The sequence below is a fragment of the Pseudomonas mangiferae genome, assembly GCF_007109405.1.
In the GTDB taxonomy this organism is placed as follows: domain Bacteria; phylum Pseudomonadota; class Gammaproteobacteria; order Pseudomonadales; family Pseudomonadaceae; genus Pseudomonas_T; species Pseudomonas_T mangiferae.
In genome coordinates this window covers 210,562-225,565 of the sequence record NZ_VJOY01000005.1, presented here as the reverse complement: position 1 = coordinate 225,565, position 15,004 = coordinate 210,562, and the positions used below count along the sequence as shown (strand labels likewise).

General features: G+C 69.9%; 18 protein-coding genes. 6 read left to right on the top strand and 12 right to left on the bottom strand.

Going from position 1 to position 15,004, the window contains the following annotated elements:
• The first annotated feature begins 9 nt into the window (after positions 1 to 9).
• The 3 genes from FM069_RS09075 (at position 10) to sutA (ending at position 2,311) form a co-directional block, all read left to right on the top strand.
• Positions 10 to 1,335, top strand: coding sequence for an ammonium transporter (locus FM069_RS09075; protein ID WP_143487975.1), 1,326 nt, complete (start codon positions 10 to 12; stop codon positions 1,333 to 1,335).
• Between the two features lie 148 nt (positions 1,336 to 1,483).
• On the top strand, positions 1,484 to 1,909 hold the full coding sequence (locus FM069_RS09070; protein ID WP_143487974.1) for a secondary thiamine-phosphate synthase enzyme YjbQ: 426 nt from the start codon (positions 1,484 to 1,486) through the stop codon (positions 1,907 to 1,909).
• A gap of 72 nt (positions 1,910 to 1,981) precedes the next feature.
• On the top strand, positions 1,982 to 2,311 hold the full coding sequence (gene sutA / locus FM069_RS09065; protein ID WP_143487973.1) for a transcriptional regulator SutA: 330 nt from the start codon (positions 1,982 to 1,984) through the stop codon (positions 2,309 to 2,311).
• Positions 2,312 to 2,371: 60 nt separating this feature from the next.
• Here sutA and FM069_RS09060 read toward each other — a convergent pair whose 3' ends face one another.
• From FM069_RS09060 to lptM, 6 genes are read right to left on the bottom strand one after another with little or no spacing between them, the layout of a single operon-like run.
• Entirely contained in the window at positions 2,372 to 3,064 is a 693-nt protein-coding gene (locus FM069_RS09060) for an HAD family hydrolase (protein WP_143487972.1), read from the bottom strand.
• Positions 3,061 to 3,957 (bottom strand): tyrosine recombinase XerC, encoded by an 897-nt coding sequence (gene xerC / locus FM069_RS09055; RefSeq protein WP_143488065.1) that lies wholly within the window; start codon positions 3,955 to 3,957, stop codon positions 3,061 to 3,063. The genes FM069_RS09060 and xerC overlap by 4 nt, the downstream gene beginning before the upstream one ends.
• 32 nt (positions 3,958 to 3,989) lie before the next feature.
• A complete protein-coding gene (locus tag FM069_RS09050) occupies positions 3,990 to 4,691 on the bottom strand; it encodes a DUF484 family protein (protein WP_143487971.1) in 702 nt (233 codons plus the stop codon).
• Positions 4,688 to 5,518 carry a diaminopimelate epimerase gene (dapF, locus tag FM069_RS09045; RefSeq protein WP_143487969.1) on the bottom strand — a complete coding sequence of 277 codons (831 nt, stop codon included), beginning with the start codon at positions 5,516 to 5,518 and terminating at the stop codon, positions 4,688 to 4,690. The genes FM069_RS09050 and dapF overlap by 4 nt, the downstream gene beginning before the upstream one ends.
• A 9-nt stretch (positions 5,519 to 5,527) precedes the next feature.
• Entirely contained in the window at positions 5,528 to 6,775 is a 1,248-nt protein-coding gene (gene lysA / locus FM069_RS09040) for a diaminopimelate decarboxylase (RefSeq protein ID WP_143487968.1), read from the bottom strand.
• 13 nt (positions 6,776 to 6,788) lie between these two features.
• Positions 6,789 to 6,929 (bottom strand): LPS translocon maturation chaperone LptM, encoded by a 141-nt coding sequence (gene lptM, locus FM069_RS09035; protein WP_143487967.1) that lies wholly within the window; start codon positions 6,927 to 6,929, stop codon positions 6,789 to 6,791.
• Between the two features lie 232 nt (positions 6,930 to 7,161).
• Here lptM and cyaY point away from each other — a divergent pair, with 232 nt between their 5' ends.
• From cyaY to rnk, 3 genes are all read left to right on the top strand, one after another.
• Positions 7,162 to 7,494, top strand: coding sequence for an iron donor protein CyaY (gene cyaY / locus FM069_RS09030; RefSeq protein WP_143487966.1), 333 nt, complete (start codon positions 7,162 to 7,164; stop codon positions 7,492 to 7,494).
• 23 nt (positions 7,495 to 7,517) lie between these two features.
• Positions 7,518 to 7,721 (top strand): DUF1289 domain-containing protein, encoded by a 204-nt coding sequence (locus FM069_RS09025; protein WP_143488064.1) that lies wholly within the window; start codon positions 7,518 to 7,520, stop codon positions 7,719 to 7,721.
• A 228-nt stretch (positions 7,722 to 7,949) separates the two neighbouring features.
• Positions 7,950 to 8,357, top strand: a complete 408-nt coding sequence (gene rnk, locus FM069_RS09020; protein ID WP_143487965.1) for a nucleoside diphosphate kinase regulator — start codon at positions 7,950 to 7,952, stop codon at positions 8,355 to 8,357.
• Between the two features lie 7 nt (positions 8,358 to 8,364).
• On the opposite strand, the gene FM069_RS09015 is transcribed toward rnk, so the two are convergent.
• The 6 genes from FM069_RS09015 to argH all read right to left on the bottom strand — a co-directional run bounded on the left by FM069_RS09015 (position 8,365) and on the right by argH (position 14,952).
• Positions 8,365 to 11,223 (bottom strand): class I adenylate cyclase, encoded by a 2,859-nt coding sequence (locus FM069_RS09015; RefSeq protein WP_143487964.1) that lies wholly within the window; start codon positions 11,221 to 11,223, stop codon positions 8,365 to 8,367.
• A 160-nt stretch (positions 11,224 to 11,383) separates the two neighbouring features.
• Positions 11,384 to 11,626, bottom strand: coding sequence for a TIGR02647 family protein (locus tag FM069_RS09010; protein ID WP_143487963.1), 243 nt, complete (start codon positions 11,624 to 11,626; stop codon positions 11,384 to 11,386).
• A gap of 67 nt (positions 11,627 to 11,693) precedes the next feature.
• Positions 11,694 to 12,488 carry a substrate-binding periplasmic protein gene (locus FM069_RS09005; protein WP_143487962.1) on the bottom strand — a complete coding sequence of 265 codons (795 nt, stop codon included), beginning with the start codon at positions 12,486 to 12,488 and terminating at the stop codon, positions 11,694 to 11,696.
• 49 nt (positions 12,489 to 12,537) lie between these two features.
• Positions 12,538 to 12,816: a DUF1841 family protein gene (locus FM069_RS09000; RefSeq protein ID WP_143487961.1), complete on the bottom strand. Its 279-nt coding sequence runs from the start codon at positions 12,814 to 12,816 to the stop codon at positions 12,538 to 12,540.
• A gap of 190 nt (positions 12,817 to 13,006) precedes the next feature.
• On the bottom strand, positions 13,007 to 13,561 hold the full coding sequence (locus FM069_RS08995) for a P-loop NTPase family protein (RefSeq protein ID WP_143487960.1): 555 nt from the start codon (positions 13,559 to 13,561) through the stop codon (positions 13,007 to 13,009).
• Positions 13,558 to 14,952 (bottom strand): argininosuccinate lyase, encoded by a 1,395-nt coding sequence (argH, locus tag FM069_RS08990; RefSeq protein ID WP_143487959.1) that lies wholly within the window; start codon positions 14,950 to 14,952, stop codon positions 13,558 to 13,560. Before argH ends, FM069_RS08995 begins: the two co-directional genes overlap by 4 nt.
• Positions 14,953 to 15,004 lie beyond the last annotated feature (52 nt).

Here is a 15,004-nt window from a genome sequence, read left to right as displayed (position 1 = left end):
GAAAAACACATGACTCTGCGTCGTTTCGCAGGGCTAGGCGCCCTTTTGTCCCTCGCAACCCCTGGCCTGGCCATGGCGGACGAGGCTGTGCTCAATTCCGGTGACACCGCGTGGATGCTGGTCTCCACCGCGCTGGTGCTGTTCATGACGATCCCCGGCCTGGCGCTGTTCTACGGCGGCATGGTGCGTTCCAAGAACATTCTCTCGGTGATGATGCAGTGCTTCGCCATCACCGGCCTGATCAGCCTGCTCTGGGTGATCTACGGCTACAGCCTGGCCTTCGATGTCTCCGGCATGGAGAAGGGCGTCACCAACCTGCATTCCTTCGTCGGCGGCCTGTCCCGGGCCTTCCTCCAGGGCCTCAGCCACGACGGCCTGACCTCGGCCACCGCGCTGTTCCCGGAAAGCGTGTTCATCACCTTCCAGATGACCTTCGCCATCATCACCCCGGCCCTGATCGTCGGTGCGTTCGCCGAACGCATGAAGTTCTCCGCCATGCTGATCTTCTCCGGCCTGTGGTTCACCCTGGTCTACGCGCCCATCGCCCACATGGTCTGGAGCGGCGACGGCGGCCTGATGTGGGACTGGGGCGTGCTGGACTTCGCCGGCGGCACCGTGGTGCACATCAACGCCGGTGTGGCCGGCCTGGTGGCGGCGCTGGTGCTGGGCAAGCGCAAGGGCTACCCGACCACCCCCATGGCACCCCACAACCTCGGCTACACCCTGGTGGGCGCTGCGATGCTCTGGGTCGGCTGGTTCGGCTTCAACGCCGGCTCCGCGGCCGCCGCCAACGGCACCGCCGGGATGGCCATGCTGACCACCCAGATCGCCACCGCCGCCGCGGCCATGGGCTGGATGTTCGCCGAGTGGATCGCCCACGGTAAGCCGAGCGCCCTGGGCATCGCCTCCGGCGTGGTGGCCGGCCTGGTGGCCATCACCCCCGCCGCCGGCACCGTCGGCCCCATGGGTGCACTGATCATCGGCATCGCCGCCGGCGTGCTGTGCTTCTTCGCCGCCACCAGCCTCAAGCGCAAGCTGGGCTACGACGACTCCCTGGACGCCTTCGGCGTGCACGGCATCGGCGGGATCATCGGCGCGCTGCTCACCGGTGTGTTCGCCGCGCCGGCCCTGGGTGGCTTCGGCACCGTCGAGGACATCGCTGCCCAGGTGGCGATCCAGTTCAAGGGCGTCGGCCTGACGGTGATCTACACCGCCGTGGTGTCCTTCGTGATCCTCAAGGTGCTCGACCTGGTGATGGGCCTGCGGGTGACCGAGGAAGAGGAAACCGTCGGCCTCGACCTGGCGCAGCACAACGAGCGCGGCTACAACCTGTAACCGCGATTGCGTCACCGAACGCCCGGGTTTTCCCGGGCGTTCGCGTCTCGGCGGGATGCCCGTCACAGCGGGTTTTTCCGCGCCGCTTTGCTTTTTCCGTCGCCGCGCTAGAATGCGCGCCGAAGCGGAATCGAGGCGGGAAACGGCCATGTGGCGGCAACGTTCGATCACCCTGCGGGCACGCCCGCGCGGGTTCCACCTGATCACCGATGAAGTGCTCGCCGGGTTGCCGGAACTGCGCGAATACCGTGTCGGTCTGTTGCATCTGTGGCTGCGGCACACCTCCGCCTCGCTGACCGTCAACGAGAACGCCGACCCCGCGGTTCGCCGCGACTTCGAGCGGTTCTTCGAGCGCCTGGCGCCTCGCGGCGAAGCCGGCTACGAGCACGACTACGAAGGCCCCGACGACCTGCCGGCGCATTTCAAGGCGAGCCTGCTGGGCTGCCAGCTGACGCTGCCGATAACCGAGGGGGCGCTGGCGCTGGGCACCTGGCAGGGCCTGTACCTGGGCGAGCACCGCGACCACGGCGGCGCCCGCCAGGTGCTGGCCACCCTGCACGGCGAGACCCGCTGAGTTTCTTTCCGGACGCCTGCGCGGACGGAGCGTATGACCCCACTGCTGATGCTGAACCCATGAGGTAGAACAATGAGCGACGAAGAACTGGAACAGGACGATCTGGATACGGCTGAAGAGGAGGACGGCGAGGAGCTGGCCGCCGCGGCCGATGACAGCGCCGAGGGGGAAGAGGAAGCTGAAGCGGGCGAAGAGCGCGCCGCCGGCAAGGGCAAGAAGAAAGCCGCCGTCGAAGCCGAAGAGCTGCCCAGCATCGAAGCCAAGCAGAAGGAGCGCGATGCGCTGGCGCGGGCGATGGAGGAATTCCTCGCCCGGGGTGGCAAGGTGCAGGAAGTCGAGCCCAACGTGGTCGCCGACCCGCCGAAGAAGCCCGACAGCAAATACGGCAGCCGTCCCATCTGAGGCATCCGTCCCGCTCGTTGGAAAAAGCCCGCTCCGGCGGGCTTTTTCATGCCCGGCGGATCACCAACGTTCCAGCAGCCCGGGCAGCTCGGCGAGGCTGCGCACCTCGGCGTCGGCCCGGTGTTCGGCGTCCCAGGCGCGGTTCTGCGGGTTGAACCAGATCGCCCGCAGGCCCGCCTGCTGGGCGCCGAAGATGTCGTCCCCGGGATGGTCGCCGACGTGCACCGCTTCGTTCGCCTGCACGTCGGCGCGCCGCAGCGCCTCGTGGAACGGCTGCGGGTCGGGCTTGCCGATGCCCAGTTCCTCGGCGCAGAGGGCGAAGGTGAAGTAGTCGGCCAGGCCCAGCCGGCCCACGTCGGCATTGCCGTTGGTGATCACCGCGAGCCGGTAGCGCCCGGCCAGCAGTTCCAGGGTCGGTACGGTGTCGGTGAAGAAGGTGATGCGGTGGCGCGCCTCCAGCATCGCCTGGAACGCGCCTTCGGCCAGTTCGCGGGCCTCCTCCTGGCCGTAGCCCACGTCGCTCAGGGCGCTGAACAGGGTACTGCGGCGCAGCTCGCTGAGGCGGTGGCGAAGCTCCGGGCGTTCCGTGAGCAGGCGCGCGCGGATGTCCCACAGGTGCTCCACCGGCACCTCCGCCAGGGCCGTGGCGTGCTGGTTCAGCCAGTCGCGCATGGCCTGCTCGGCGCCCTCGATCACGGGCCGGTTGTCCCACAGGGTGTCGTCCAGGTCGAAGGTGATCAGGCGGATGCTCATGTCTCGTCTCCGGTACGCCGTCGCGCCCGCGGGTGGGCACTGTCGTAGACCTTGGCCAGGTGCTGGAAGTCCAGGTGGGTGTAGATCTGGGTGGTGGCGATGTCGGCGTGGCCCAGCAGCTCCTGCACCGCCCGCAGGTCCTGGGAGGACTCCAGCAGGTGGCTGGCGAAGCTGTGCCGCAGCATGTGCGGATGCAGGTGCTGCCCCAGCTCCCGTACGCCCGCCTCGCGCACCCGCAGCTGCACCGCGCGCGGGCCCAGGCGCCTGCCCTGGCGGCCGATGAACAGCGCGCCGTCGGCGGCCGCCAGGGCCCGCAGCGGCAGCCAGGCCTCCAGGGCTTCGCGGGCCTTGCGGCCCACCGGCAGCACCCGCACCTTGTCGCCCTTGCCGCGCACCCGTACCAGCCCGTCGGCCAGATCGAGCCCGTCCACGTCGAGGCCCACCAGCTCGGACAGGCGCAGGCCGGAGGAATAGAAGAGTTCCAGCAGGGCCTGGTCGCGGCGGGCGATGAAGTCGTCCTCCACGCCACCGTCCAGCAGCTGCTGGGCACGGTCGGCATCCAGAGCGCGCGGCAGCCGGCGCGGCCCCTTGGGCGGGCTCAGGCCGGCCGCCGGGTCGTGCTCGCAGCGTTTCTCGCGGATCAGGTAGCGGTACAGGCCGCGGGTGGCCGATAGCAGACGCGCCAGGCTGCGACCGGACAGGCCGTCTTGGTGCAGGCGCGCGACCAGGTGGCGCAGGCGATGGCTGTCGAGGCCGGCCCAGCCCTCGACCCCGGCTTCCGCGGCCTTGTGCATCAGCAGGTGCAGGTCGCGGCGGTAGCCGGCGAGGGTGTGGGGCGACGCCTGGCGCTCGTGGCGCAGGTAGTCGAGGTAGGCGTCCAGCTCGGCCTGCATGGACGCGGCGACGGAGACGGCGCCGGTCTGTTTCACCGCACCGAGCGCAGCGGCGCGGAGAAGCGCGGCAGGACCCGGGCCAGGACCTCGGCGATGTAGCCGAGGAACAGCGTGCCGAGGGTGCTCTTGTAGTGCTGCGGGTCCGGGCTGCCGATGGCCAGCACGCCGTGCAGGCCCTGGTGGGTCAGGGAAACCACCGCGGCCGAGCCGACCTGTGCCGCGTCGTCGGTGCCGAACAGGAACTCCAGCTCATGGGCGCGGAGCACGCCGCAGACGGTCTTGCCGCCGGCCAGCAGGCCGCCGATGGCCTGGTGGGCCTCGGCGGCGCTCACCCAGCGGCCGACGCCCGGGTTGAGCTCGCTGAACAGGATCAGCCCGACGAAGGGCACCTGAAAGGCGTGGCGCAGGCTGTCCTCGACGATGCCGACCACCTCTTCCAGGCTGCCGGCATCCAGCAGGTCCAGGACCAGCCGGCGGGTCTTGTCGAACAGTCGATCGTTGTCCCGGGCCACGTCCATCAGCTGGGCGAGGCGGTTGCGCATGTCGATGTTGCGCTCGCGCAGCAGGCGTACCTGGCGCTCCACCAGGGACACGGCGCCCCCCGGCAGGTGGGGGATGCGCAGCTCGGGAATGAGCTCATCGTAGTCGACGAAGAACTCCGGGTGCTGCCGCAGGTAGGCGGCGACCGCATCGGCCTCAAGGGGCGGGAGCGGGTCCTGGCGCTGCTCGGTCATAGGCGAACCTGTCCTTCGTACACGCGCACGGCGGGGCCGGTCATCATAACGGGCCGGTCTTCCCCTGCCCACTCGATGGTCAACCGCCCGCCCGGCAGCTCCAGGTGTACCGGCGAGGCCATCCAGCCCTGGCGGATCGCGGTCACCGCGGCGGCGCAGGCGCCGGTGCCGCAGGCGCGGGTCTCGCCGGCGCCGCGCTCCCAGACCCGCAGGCGCGCCTGGTGACGGTCCTGCACCTGGAGGAAGCCGACGTTGACCCGCTGCGGGAAGCGCGGGTGATGCTCCAGGCGCGGCCCCAGCGCGTGGACCGGCGCGCCGTCGACGTCGTCGACCCGCAGGACCGCGTGGGGGTTGCCCATGGACAGGGCGGACAGGCGCAGGGCCTGACCGTCCACGTCCACCTCGTAGTCAATTGCCGCGGCTTCGGCCTGGAACGGGATGGCCTGGGGCTCGAAGCGCGGCGGGCCCATGTCGACCCGGATCTGCCCGTCGGCGCGCACGTCCAGCTCGATGATGCCGCCGCGGGTCTCCACCTTGAAGCGCTTCTTCACCGTCAGGCGCTTGTCCAGCACGAAGCGGGCGAAGCAGCGCGCGCCGTTACCGCACTGCTCCACCTCGGAGCCGTCGGCGTTGAAGATCCGGTAGCGGAAATCCACCTCGGGGTTGGTGGGCGCCTCCACCAGCAGCAGTTGGTCGAAGCCGATCCCGGTGTTGCGGTCGCCCCACTGGCGGGCGTGCTTGGGCTGGATGTGGGCGTGCTGGCTGACCAGGTCGATGACCATGAAGTCGTTGCCCAGGCCGTGCATCTTGGTGAAGCGCAATAACATGCTCGCCCCTCACGCCGGTAGCAGGCTTTCGCCGGCATACAAGTCTTCGATGGGCTCCCGGCGGCGGACCTCGATGGCCTCGGCGCCGTCCACCAGCACCTCGGCGGCGCGGCCGCGGGTGTTGTAGTTGGAGCTCATGACGAAACCGTAGGCGCCGGCCGAGCGCACCGCGAGCAGGTCGCCTTCGGCCAGGGCCAGCTCGCGGCCCTTAGCGAGGAAATCGCCGGTCTCGCAGATCGGCCCCACCAGGTCGTAGGTACGGGTCGCGCCGGGGCGCGGCGTCACCGCGTCCACGGCCATCCAGGCCTGGTACAGCGCCGGGCGGATCAGGTCGTTCATCGCCGCGTCGACGATGGCGAAGTCCTTGTGGGGGGTGTGCTTGAGGTACTCCACCCGGGTCAGCAGCACGCCGGCATTGGCGACGATGAAGCGGCCAGGCTCGAACACCAGGGCCAGGTCGCGGCCGGCGATGCGCTCGCGCACCGCGCGGATGTAGTCGCCGGCCAGGGGCGGCGTCTCGTCGCGGTAGCGCACGCCGAGCCCGCCCCCCAGGTCCAGGTGGCGCAGGCGGATGCCGTCGGCGGCCAGCCGGTCCACCAGGGCCAGCAGGCGGTCGAGGGCGTCGAGGAAAGGCGGCAGGCTGGTGAGCTGGGAGCCGATGTGGCAATCGACGCCGATCACCTGCAGGTTCGGCAGGGCCGCGGCGCGACGGTAGACCGCCTCGGCCTGGTCGATGTCGATGCCGAACTTGTTTTCCTTGAGGCCGGTGGAGATGTACGGGTGGGTGCCGGCGTCCACGTCCGGGTTGACCCGCAGCGACACCGCGGCGGTCCGGCCGCAGGCGGCGGCCACGGTCTGCAGGCGCTCCAGTTCGTCGGTGGATTCGACGTTGAAGCAGTGCACCCCCACTTCCAGGGCGCGGCGCATGTCCTCGCGGGTCTTGCCGACCCCGGAGAACACCACCTTGGCGGGGTCGCCGCCGGCCGCCAGGACCCGCTCCAGCTCGCCCCGGGAGACGATGTCGAAGCCGGCGCCGAGGCGCGCCAGGACGTTCAGCACGCCCAGGTTGGAGTTGGCCTTCACCGCGAAGCAGATCAGGTGCGGCATGCCCTGCAGGGCATCGGCGTAGGCGCGGTACTGCGCCTCGATGTGAGCCCGGGAATACACGTAGGTGGGAGTGCCGAAACGCTCGGCAATCGCGGACAGCGCCACGTCTTCCGCGAACAGCGTGCCGTCGCGGTGGGTGAAGGCTTCCATGGAATGCCTCCTGTCAGAATTCGTAGCGGTCTTTGCGGTGTTCCTTGGCGGCCTTTTCGTCGTCCGGAAGGTAGAGCGGGCCTTTCTGGCCACAACCGGCGAGGGCCCCGGCGAGCACAGCCAGGGCGAGGAAGGGGAGAAGCAGGCGCTTCATGGCGGAATCCTTTGATCGAGCGTCGAATGGCCCGGAGTATACCCACGCCCCGGCCCCTTGCCTATGCGCCGGCGCCCGGCTGGCGGGCGTTCCAGGGCCGCTGCCGGTGGGCACCTGGCGCTGTGCCATGAGCGCGTTCCGGCCCAGGGTCGTGGCGCACTCGGTTATCCTTGGCGGACCGGCGCGTGGCGGAATGTCGCGCGCCCTCCGATCATCACCCGAGGTATGTGCCATGAGCCTGAGCGAAGCCCGTTTCCACGACCTGCTGGACGCCGTGCAGGAGGCGGTCGAGGACGCCTTCGACGACAGCGGCCTGGACGTCGACCTGGAGAACGCCGCCGGCGTGCTCACCGTGCGCTTCGACAACGGCAGCCAGTTGATCCTCAGCCGCCAGGAACCCTTGCGCCAGCTGTGGCTGGCGGCCCGCTCGGGCGGTTTTCATTTCGACTACGACCTGCAGTCCGAGCGCTGGATCTGCGACACCAGTGGCGAGACCCTGGGTGAGCTGCTGGTCCGCGTGACTGGCGAGCAGGCGGGCGAAACCCTGGCGTTCGAAGACCTGTGAGCGCATCGGCCCCGACGCCCGCGCTGGGCGCCGACGGGCGGCCGGCTTCGCCCTGCCGGCGCCAGTGTTGCCTGGACGATGTCCAGGTCTGCCTGGGCTGCGGCCGCACCCTCGGGGAGATCCGCGAATGGCGCGACGCCAGCGACGGACGGCGGCTGCAGATCGTGGAAGCGGCCCGGGTACGACGCCCGGCCACGCTATTGCCAAGCGGCGCTGCGCTGACGTAGTGTCGACCGGGTCCGGCGTTCCCGTCCGGACTCCCGTTTCCAAACCTCGCCTCCGCCGCTCGATTGAACCGGCCATGCGTGGTGCCCGGCCGTCGACGCCGTGGCGCGTGGGCTCCCTTGCCCCCGCCTGTGCTCGCCGGGTCGCCCGCGTCGCCGATCATCCAGTCCCTGGAGGCGGGGTTTTTGCTTTTTCATCGCCGAACGCACCCGAGGAGCCCAGCCTTCGCCATGAACACTCAGCCGCCGATCACCATCACCCGCCTCGACCTGCAGCGCCTGGAGCGCCTGCTCGACAGCCTGGAGACGTACGGCCCCGCCGCCGAGGCCCTGGAGGCCGAGCTGTCCCGGGCGCAGGTGGTGGGTCATGACGAGGTGCCGCCGGGCGTGGTGACCATGAATTCCCGGGTGCATTGCCGCGAGGAAGGCAGCGGCAAGGACTACCACCTGACCCTGGTCTACCCTCAGGACGCCGGCGGCGAAGGCCAGGTGTCGATCCTGGCGCCGGTGGGCTGCGCCCTGCTGGGGCTGAGCGTCGGCCAGCACATCGACTGGCCGGCCCCCGGCGGCAAGACCCTGCGGTTGACGCTGCTGGATGTGGAATACCAGCCGGAGGCGGCCGGCGCCTACGCGCACTGAGGTCCGCTCAGGCGGTGCTCAGGGCGTGGTTCAGTGCCAGTTCCAGGCGCGCCTTGACTCGCAGGTAATGCACGGTGGGCGCGGTCCCCGCCAGCCGTGACAGGTCCAGGTCGGTGATGTAGCAGGGGTAGCGCTCGGGCTCCTGGCGCTGGGCGACGATGTGCCGCGCCACGGCGGCGTATAGGTCGGCGCCGTACTCCAGCTCCGAGAACTCCCGGTGGTTGCAGTACAGGGTCACGTGGACCCGGCCGCCGCCGGCGGGTTCGAGGATGGCCTGCACGGTGTGCAGCGGCTTGCCGGCGTCGGCCTTCGGCGCGTTGCGCCGCTCCAGGTGCAGGGCCTTGCCCGGCTGCGTCGGAATCACCTCGTAGTAGACCAGCTCCACCGCTGCCGGCGGCACTGCGCCGTCCAGGGGCAGTAGCGCGTTGCGCCGGTACAGCACCGACTGCAGGAAGCGTTGCAGCGGGGTCAGCAGGCTCTGCTCGTCGCGGAACGGCGCGCGCTGGCGCCACAGGGTGTTCTGTTCATCCAGCACGCTCAGCTCGGCATTGTCGCCATCCTGGCGGTAGAACACCTGGATGCAGTCGGGCCGCCCCAGGGGCAGGATCAGCGCCAGGTCATGGCCCTCCAGGGCGAACGGGTCCAGGCGCAGGGGGCTGAAGGCGCGGCGCTCCTCGCCCAGGTACTCGATCAGCGCCGGTACGTCCGCCAGGGCCACGTGGCGGACCTGGCCCGGCGCCAGTTCCAGCAGGTGGTAGCGCTGCTGCACCTGCAGCAGGTAGCGCTGGTTGCGCTCGCTGCTCAGGTGGGCGCAGACGTCGCGGAACAGGTCCTCCACCCGCAGGGCGATGGTCTGCGCGCGGTTCCGGCAGAAGCAGCGCACCCGCAGGTGCGGGCGGGGCCCGCTGGCGGGCAAATCGTTGAGGAAGTCCCGCAGGCACTCCAGCACCGCGTCGGGGCTGGCGTAGCGGGTGACCAGCAGCTCGTTCCAACTGTTGAGGGTGACCTGGTCGAGGGTCAGCACCAGGTTCTCCCGCACGCCCGAATAACCCAGGGCGTCGGTGCGGTCGGTGGTCATGTGGACGTTCATCTGGCTGTGCTGCTTGAGCGGGTCCACCGCCACGTTGATCAGCAGCAGCACTTCGTGGGGCGAGCTGGCCCGCAGCAGCGCGTCCTCGCTCACCGGCGGCAGCGGCAGGGGCAGCATCTGCTGCAGGCTGGCCAGCAGGTTGTTCAGCTCGAAATCGGTGAGGTCGCTGTCCCCGGGGTGCAGGGACAGCCGGGTACTGGCGTCGATGACCCCGTTGCGGTGGCACCAGGCGAGCAGCTCGATCAGCTCCCGGGCGCGCTTGAGGGGCGCGAAGTGGGGCCATTCCTGGGTGCCGAGGCTGCCGCTGTAGAGCGCCCACTGGGTCTCGTCGGGGGCCTCCGGGCTGGGGGAATGGACCAGGGTCAGGGTGTCTTCCGCCAGGTCCGGGGCAATGCCCGGGTTGATGAATTCCACCTTGCCCGCCTTGCGCTCGAAGGCCGCGTACAGGCGCCGGCCGAGTACCCCCAGGTCGCGGCTGTTGAGCAGGCTGTCGGCGTGCTCGGAGCGGGCGAACTGGGAAAGGAAGCGGTAGCTGTAGGTCAGCTCGTTGACCAGCGCGCGGCGCTCGGCGCCCACCTGGCGCACCTTCCACTGGCTGCGGCTGTCGAGCATCGCCAGCTGGCGGGCGTCCCACTGCCACTCGGCGGTCAGACGCTCCAGCAACAGCCGCTGCCAGCTCTTGACCCGGCCCCGGGGCGGTCGGCTGATCTTCTTGTTCACCTTCAGGTACAGGCAGCGGCGGATCAACTCCAGCCGCTCGTGTTCGCCGCGGCCCGCCAGGTACGCCTCCAGGCGCCGGTAGACCATGATGTAGGGGTCCAGCTCGTCCAGGTCCAGGCGGTTGGCGAACACCGCCCGCTTGTAGCCCAGGGACAGGCACTCCACCTGGGGATGCTCGCTGGCGTAGACCTCGGTGAGTAGCAGCTTGAGCACCGACTTGTAGGGCGAGTCGATGCCCTTGAACAGCTGCCACATGCCGGCGCCGATGTATTCCCCCGGCGGGATGTAGGCCAGGTGGCCCAGGTCCAGCACCTCCTCGGCGCGGATGAAGCGCTTGCTCAGCAGCGTGTGGCCGAATTCGCCGTAGCGGCTTTCCTCGTACACCGGCACCAGCCACCACAGCGGCGTGCGGCCGCCCAGCCAGATGGCGGTGCGGTAGAACTCGTCCAGCAGCAGGTAGTGCTGGGTGGTGCCGCAGTCATCGGAGGTCAGGTGGGTCTCGCGATCGCCGAGGACGAAGCGGTGCGGGTCGATGAGGAAGAAGTGTGCCTCGGTGCCCAGGGTCGCCGCCCAGGCTTCCAGCAGGTCGCACTTGCGCCGCAGTTCGGCGACCGCCTCGGCGGGCAGGCGCGAGTCGTGGCAGACCCAGACGTCCATGTCGCTCTGCTCGGCCTGGGCCACAGTGCCCAGGCTGCCCATCAGGAACAGGCCGTGGATCGGCATGACCGGCTTGCCGCCCAGAGGGTTGCCGCGGCGCGCCTTGTAGGCGAACGAACGGGTCAGGCGCTGAGCCTCGGCCAGCAGGTCGTCGTCCGGCTCGAAGCCGGAGAGGCCGGCCGGGGTGGTGCCGGAGACGTAGCCCGGCAGCAGCGGATGGTTGACGTGGAACAGCAGCGGCAGCAGGCGCAGGACCAACTGCTGGCGGGTCGGCAGGGCCAGCAGGGCGCGTTGCAGGCGGCCGGCGTTGATGGTGAGGAAACGGGCGCGCAGCTGGGTGAGCTGCTTGCGGTCGATGCCGTCGTCGATGTCCGGGCGGATTTCCTGGTTACGCGTCATGACTCGCTCGCACCTGTGGGTGGGCAAAGACTACCAGCGGACGTCGGTACGCGGGAGTTGCCGCGGGGGCTTTCCCGGTGGCGGGAGCGCCGGGCCTGCCGGGTTATCGGCAGCCGGCGCCGGGCTCATGAGGGCGGCGGGCGCCCCTTGGTCGGCAGGCTCAGCCGGGTTCGCGGCGGAGGATGGTGAGCAGCGACTGGGCGTGTTCGGCGGCGTCCAGGCCGAGGCTGGTCAGGTAGCCGCCATCGGGCTGGTTGAGCAGGCCCTTGGCGTGCAGGCGCTGGGTGGCGGCCACGGCGCCGGCATCGGCATCGTGGTGCACCTTGATGCCCTCGAGGGTGTTGCCCAGGTTGTACAGGGCGAGGATTTCCAGTTCGGCGATCAGTTCGGTGGTGAACGACATGGGCACTCCGGTCTCGTGGTCGGGGCGGGGCGCGAGGCCTCGCCTGCGCAGTGTAGGCCGGGCGCGGCTAATGCGCCGGGGAATCGCCGCCGGAATGCTGCCAGCGATCGAGGATCGCCTGGTAGCGGCCGTCGGCGCGGATCAGCCGCATCCCCTGGTCGTAGCGCTGGAGCAGGGTTTCGGCTTCGGGATGATGGCGGGAGAAGGACAGGTACAGCTGCGGCCGGTGCACCGTCGCCACCGGGGCGAAGGCGCCCTGCAGGGCGGGCGTCTCCTGGAACAGCCGTTCCGCCGTCTCGCGGTAGGCCACCATGTAGTCCACCCGCCGGTGGCTGAGCATCAGGAAGCCGTTGAGGTCCTTGCGCACCGGCACCCGCTGCATCAGCTGGAGGCTGTCGAACAGCTCGCCGTACTCGTAGCCGAGGGTCACCGCCACCCGGCGGTCCCGCAGCCGGCCCAGGTCTTCCACCGGCGTGGCGTCCTCGCGCCGCGCCCAGAGCAGGATATCGGCGCTGAACAGCGGTTCCTGGGGCAGGCGGTAGAGGGTAGCGATGCGGGTATCCGGCGCGGTGTTGAAACACGCTACCAGTTCGCCCTTGAGGACCCGTTGCATGCAGCGGGCGTAGGGGCAGGCCACCAGCTCCACGGACGTGCCGCTGGCGGCGAAGGCGGCCTTGACGATGTCCACCGACATGCCCTGGATGCGCCCGTCCCGCACCGCGGTGTAGGGGTACCAGTCGTCCTCGGCTCCCACCAGCAGCGGCTCCGCGGCCAGGGACGCCAGCCCGGTCAGCACCAGGAACAGCGGCACGGCCAGCAGTTGGAAACACACGTGCAGCAGGGCGGGGGGCGAGTGGCGCATCCGGTACGACGTCCTCTATCCGGCGGGCTGGTCTCGGCTGCCCGGTGGGCTACGCGTCGGCGGAATCGTCGTCCGGCAGGTCGGGCAGCGCCCGCAAGGCCTGCTCGTACCAGGCGCGGTCGAACGGCCGGTCTTCCCGCAGCATGGTGCGGATCGCCTGGGCCAGCACCAGCGCCATCAGGTGCAGGCTTTCCTCCCGGGGATGCCCCACCAGGGTCAGCTTGTTCAAGGTGGCACGGGCTGCCGGCGGGTCATCCACCTCCACCTGGTTCTCGATGGCTTCCACCAGCGCCTGTTCGGCCAGGGTTTCGTCGTCTTCTTCGTGCATGGCGGGGACTTCCTGAACGTGAGCGGCCAGTGTGCCAGCCCCTGGCCCGGGAAGCCAAGCCGGGTGACGCAACCGCTCAAGGACGGTGCTTCCACGTGCATGCGGCAGATGTCGGCGGTGACCGAATCTGTGCCGGAGAGGGGTCAGCGAAGCGGCGAGACGGCGCTGCGAGAACGGCCTGTCCGGCGTGTCAGCGGGTGTCCAGCCGCATCAGGAAGTCGTCCACCGCCCGGCGCGAGGCGAGGCGGATGTAGCGCGTGCCGGGCGGCGCCTCGCGCATTTCGCTGCCATAGCGCTGGCGGTAGTCGCCATGACGCGTCCACGCCCAGGCGAGGATGGAGAACTGCGGGTCGAGGCTGAACAGGTTGCCCCAGCGCTCGCGGTTGCCATTCCACAGGACCTGCCGGCCCAGCAGTCGACGCAGGGTCCGCCGCAGCAACTGGCCCATGACCCGGCTTTTGGACAGGTCCAGCCAGATCACCGTGTCCGCCCGCTCGAGGATCTGCGGGCGCACCACCGAGTAGTTGCCTTCCACCACCCAGTCCTCGCCTGCCAGTGCCTGGGCCACCGCCGCGCGGAACCGCTCCGGCTCCAGCGGCTGCCAGCCGGGCTGGTGGAACAGGGCGTCCAGTTCCACGTGGCGGCAGCCGAGGTGGCGCGCCAGCTGCCGGGACAGGGTGGTCTTGCCCGCGCCGGAACAACCCACCACGGAGATGCGCCGCCCCAGTCCCGCGTCCGCGGTCATCGCGTTTCCAGCAGCGCCTTGCCGCGGGCCACCGCCTGGCGCACCTGGGCAGGCGCGGTGCCGCCGATGTGGTCGCGGGCGTTCACCGAGCCCTCCAGGGTCAGCACGGCGAAGACGTCCTGGTCGATCTGGTCGCTGAAGCGGCGCAGTTCCTCGAGGCTCATCTCGGCCAGGTCCTTGCCGCTGTCCACGCCGTACTTCACCGCGTGGCCGACGATCTCGTGGCAGTCACGGAACGGCAGGCCCTTGCGCACCAGGTAGTCGGCCAGGTCGGTGGCGGTGGAGAAGCCACGGCGTGCGGCCTCGCGCATCACCTCGCGGTTCGGGCGGATCGCCGGGACCATGTCGGCGAAGGCCCGCAGGCTGTCGCGCAGGGTGTCGGCGGCGTCGAACAGCGGCTCCTTGTCCTCCTGGTTGTCCTTGTTGTACGCCAGGGGCTGGCCCTTCATCAGGGTCAGCAGGCCGGCGAGGTCGCCGAACACCCGGCCGGCCTTGCCGCGCACCAGTTCCGGAACATCGGGGTTCTTCTTCTGGGGCATGATCGAGGAGCCGGTGCAGAAGCGGTCGGGCAGCTCGATGAAACGGAACTGCGCGCTGGTCCACAGCACCAGCTCTTCGGAGAAGCGCGACAGGTGCATCATCGCCAGGGAGGCGGCGGCGCAGAATTCGATGGCGAAGTCCCGGTCGGAGACGCCGTCCAGGGAGTTGCCGGAGATCGCTTCGAAGCCCAGCAGGCGGCAGGTGGTCTCGCGCCGGATCGGGTAGGTGGTGCCGGCCAGGGCGGCGCTGCCCAGGGGCATGCGGTTGACCCGCCGGCGGCAGTCCACCAGGCGCTCGTGGTCGCGGCTGAGCATCTCGAACCAGGCCAGCAGGTGGTGGCCGAAGGTCACCGGCTGGGCGGTCTGCAGGTGGGTGAAACCGGGCATGAGGGTGTCGGCCTCGGCCTCGGCCAGGCCCAGCAGGCCCTGCTGCAGGCGGGTCAGCTCGCCGAGGATGGTGTCGATCTCGTCGCGCAGCCAGAGTCGGATGTCGGTGGCCACCTGGTCGTTGCGCGAGCGGCCGGTGTGCAGCTTCTTGCCCACCACGCCCAGGCGTTCGGTGAGGCGCGCCTCGATGTTCATATGCACGTCTTCCAGGTCGACACGCCAGTCGAAGGCGCCCGCCTCGATCTCGTCCTGAATCTGCTTCAGGCCCGCCTCGATGGCGTCGCGCTCCTCGCCGCTGAGCACGCCGGCCTCGGCCAGCATGTGGGCGTGGGCGATGGAGCCCATGATGTCGTGGCGATAGAGGCGCTTGTCGAAGTCGACGGAGGCGGTGAAGCGGGCGACGAAGGCATCGACGGGCTCGCTGAAGCGGCCGCCCCAGGATTGATTGGTCTTCTCGGTGCTCATGGCTGACTCGTGGCGAAAGGGCAGGCGCGGCGCCTGCGCGGCGATTGACTGG

Excerpts from the sequence above, each read along its gene's own strand:
- FM069_RS09075 (WP_143487975.1), top strand. The coding sequence starts at position 10 with ATGACTCTGCGTCGTTTCGCAGGGCTAGGCGCCCTTTTGTCCCTCGCA.
- FM069_RS09070 (WP_143487974.1), top strand. The coding sequence starts at position 1,484 with ATGTGGCGGCAACGTTCGATCACCCTGCGGGCACGCCCGCGCGGGTTC.
- sutA (WP_143487973.1), top strand. The coding sequence starts at position 1,982 with ATGAGCGACGAAGAACTGGAACAGGACGATCTGGATACGGCTGAAGAG.
- FM069_RS09060 (WP_143487972.1), bottom strand. The coding sequence starts at position 3,064 with ATGAGCATCCGCCTGATCACCTTCGACCTGGACGACACCCTGTGGGAC.
- xerC (WP_143488065.1), bottom strand. The coding sequence starts at position 3,957 with ATGCAGGCCGAGCTGGACGCCTACCTCGACTACCTGCGCCACGAGCGC.
- FM069_RS09050 (WP_143487971.1), bottom strand. The coding sequence starts at position 4,691 with ATGACCGAGCAGCGCCAGGACCCGCTCCCGCCCCTTGAGGCCGATGCG.
- dapF (WP_143487969.1), bottom strand. The coding sequence starts at position 5,518 with ATGTTATTGCGCTTCACCAAGATGCACGGCCTGGGCAACGACTTCATG.
- lysA (WP_143487968.1), bottom strand. The coding sequence starts at position 6,775 with ATGGAAGCCTTCACCCACCGCGACGGCACGCTGTTCGCGGAAGACGTG.
- lptM (WP_143487967.1), bottom strand. The coding sequence starts at position 6,929 with ATGAAGCGCCTGCTTCTCCCCTTCCTCGCCCTGGCTGTGCTCGCCGGG.
- cyaY (WP_143487966.1), top strand. The coding sequence starts at position 7,162 with ATGAGCCTGAGCGAAGCCCGTTTCCACGACCTGCTGGACGCCGTGCAG.
- rnk (WP_143487965.1), top strand. The coding sequence starts at position 7,950 with ATGAACACTCAGCCGCCGATCACCATCACCCGCCTCGACCTGCAGCGC.
- FM069_RS09015 (WP_143487964.1), bottom strand. The coding sequence starts at position 11,223 with ATGACGCGTAACCAGGAAATCCGCCCGGACATCGACGACGGCATCGAC.
- FM069_RS09010 (WP_143487963.1), bottom strand. The coding sequence starts at position 11,626 with ATGTCGTTCACCACCGAACTGATCGCCGAACTGGAAATCCTCGCCCTG.
- FM069_RS09005 (WP_143487962.1), bottom strand. The coding sequence starts at position 12,488 with ATGCGCCACTCGCCCCCCGCCCTGCTGCACGTGTGTTTCCAACTGCTG.
- FM069_RS09000 (WP_143487961.1), bottom strand. The coding sequence starts at position 12,816 with ATGCACGAAGAAGACGACGAAACCCTGGCCGAACAGGCGCTGGTGGAA.
- FM069_RS08995 (WP_143487960.1), bottom strand. The coding sequence starts at position 13,561 with ATGACCGCGGACGCGGGACTGGGGCGGCGCATCTCCGTGGTGGGTTGT.
- argH (WP_143487959.1), bottom strand. The coding sequence starts at position 14,952 with ATGAGCACCGAGAAGACCAATCAATCCTGGGGCGGCCGCTTCAGCGAG.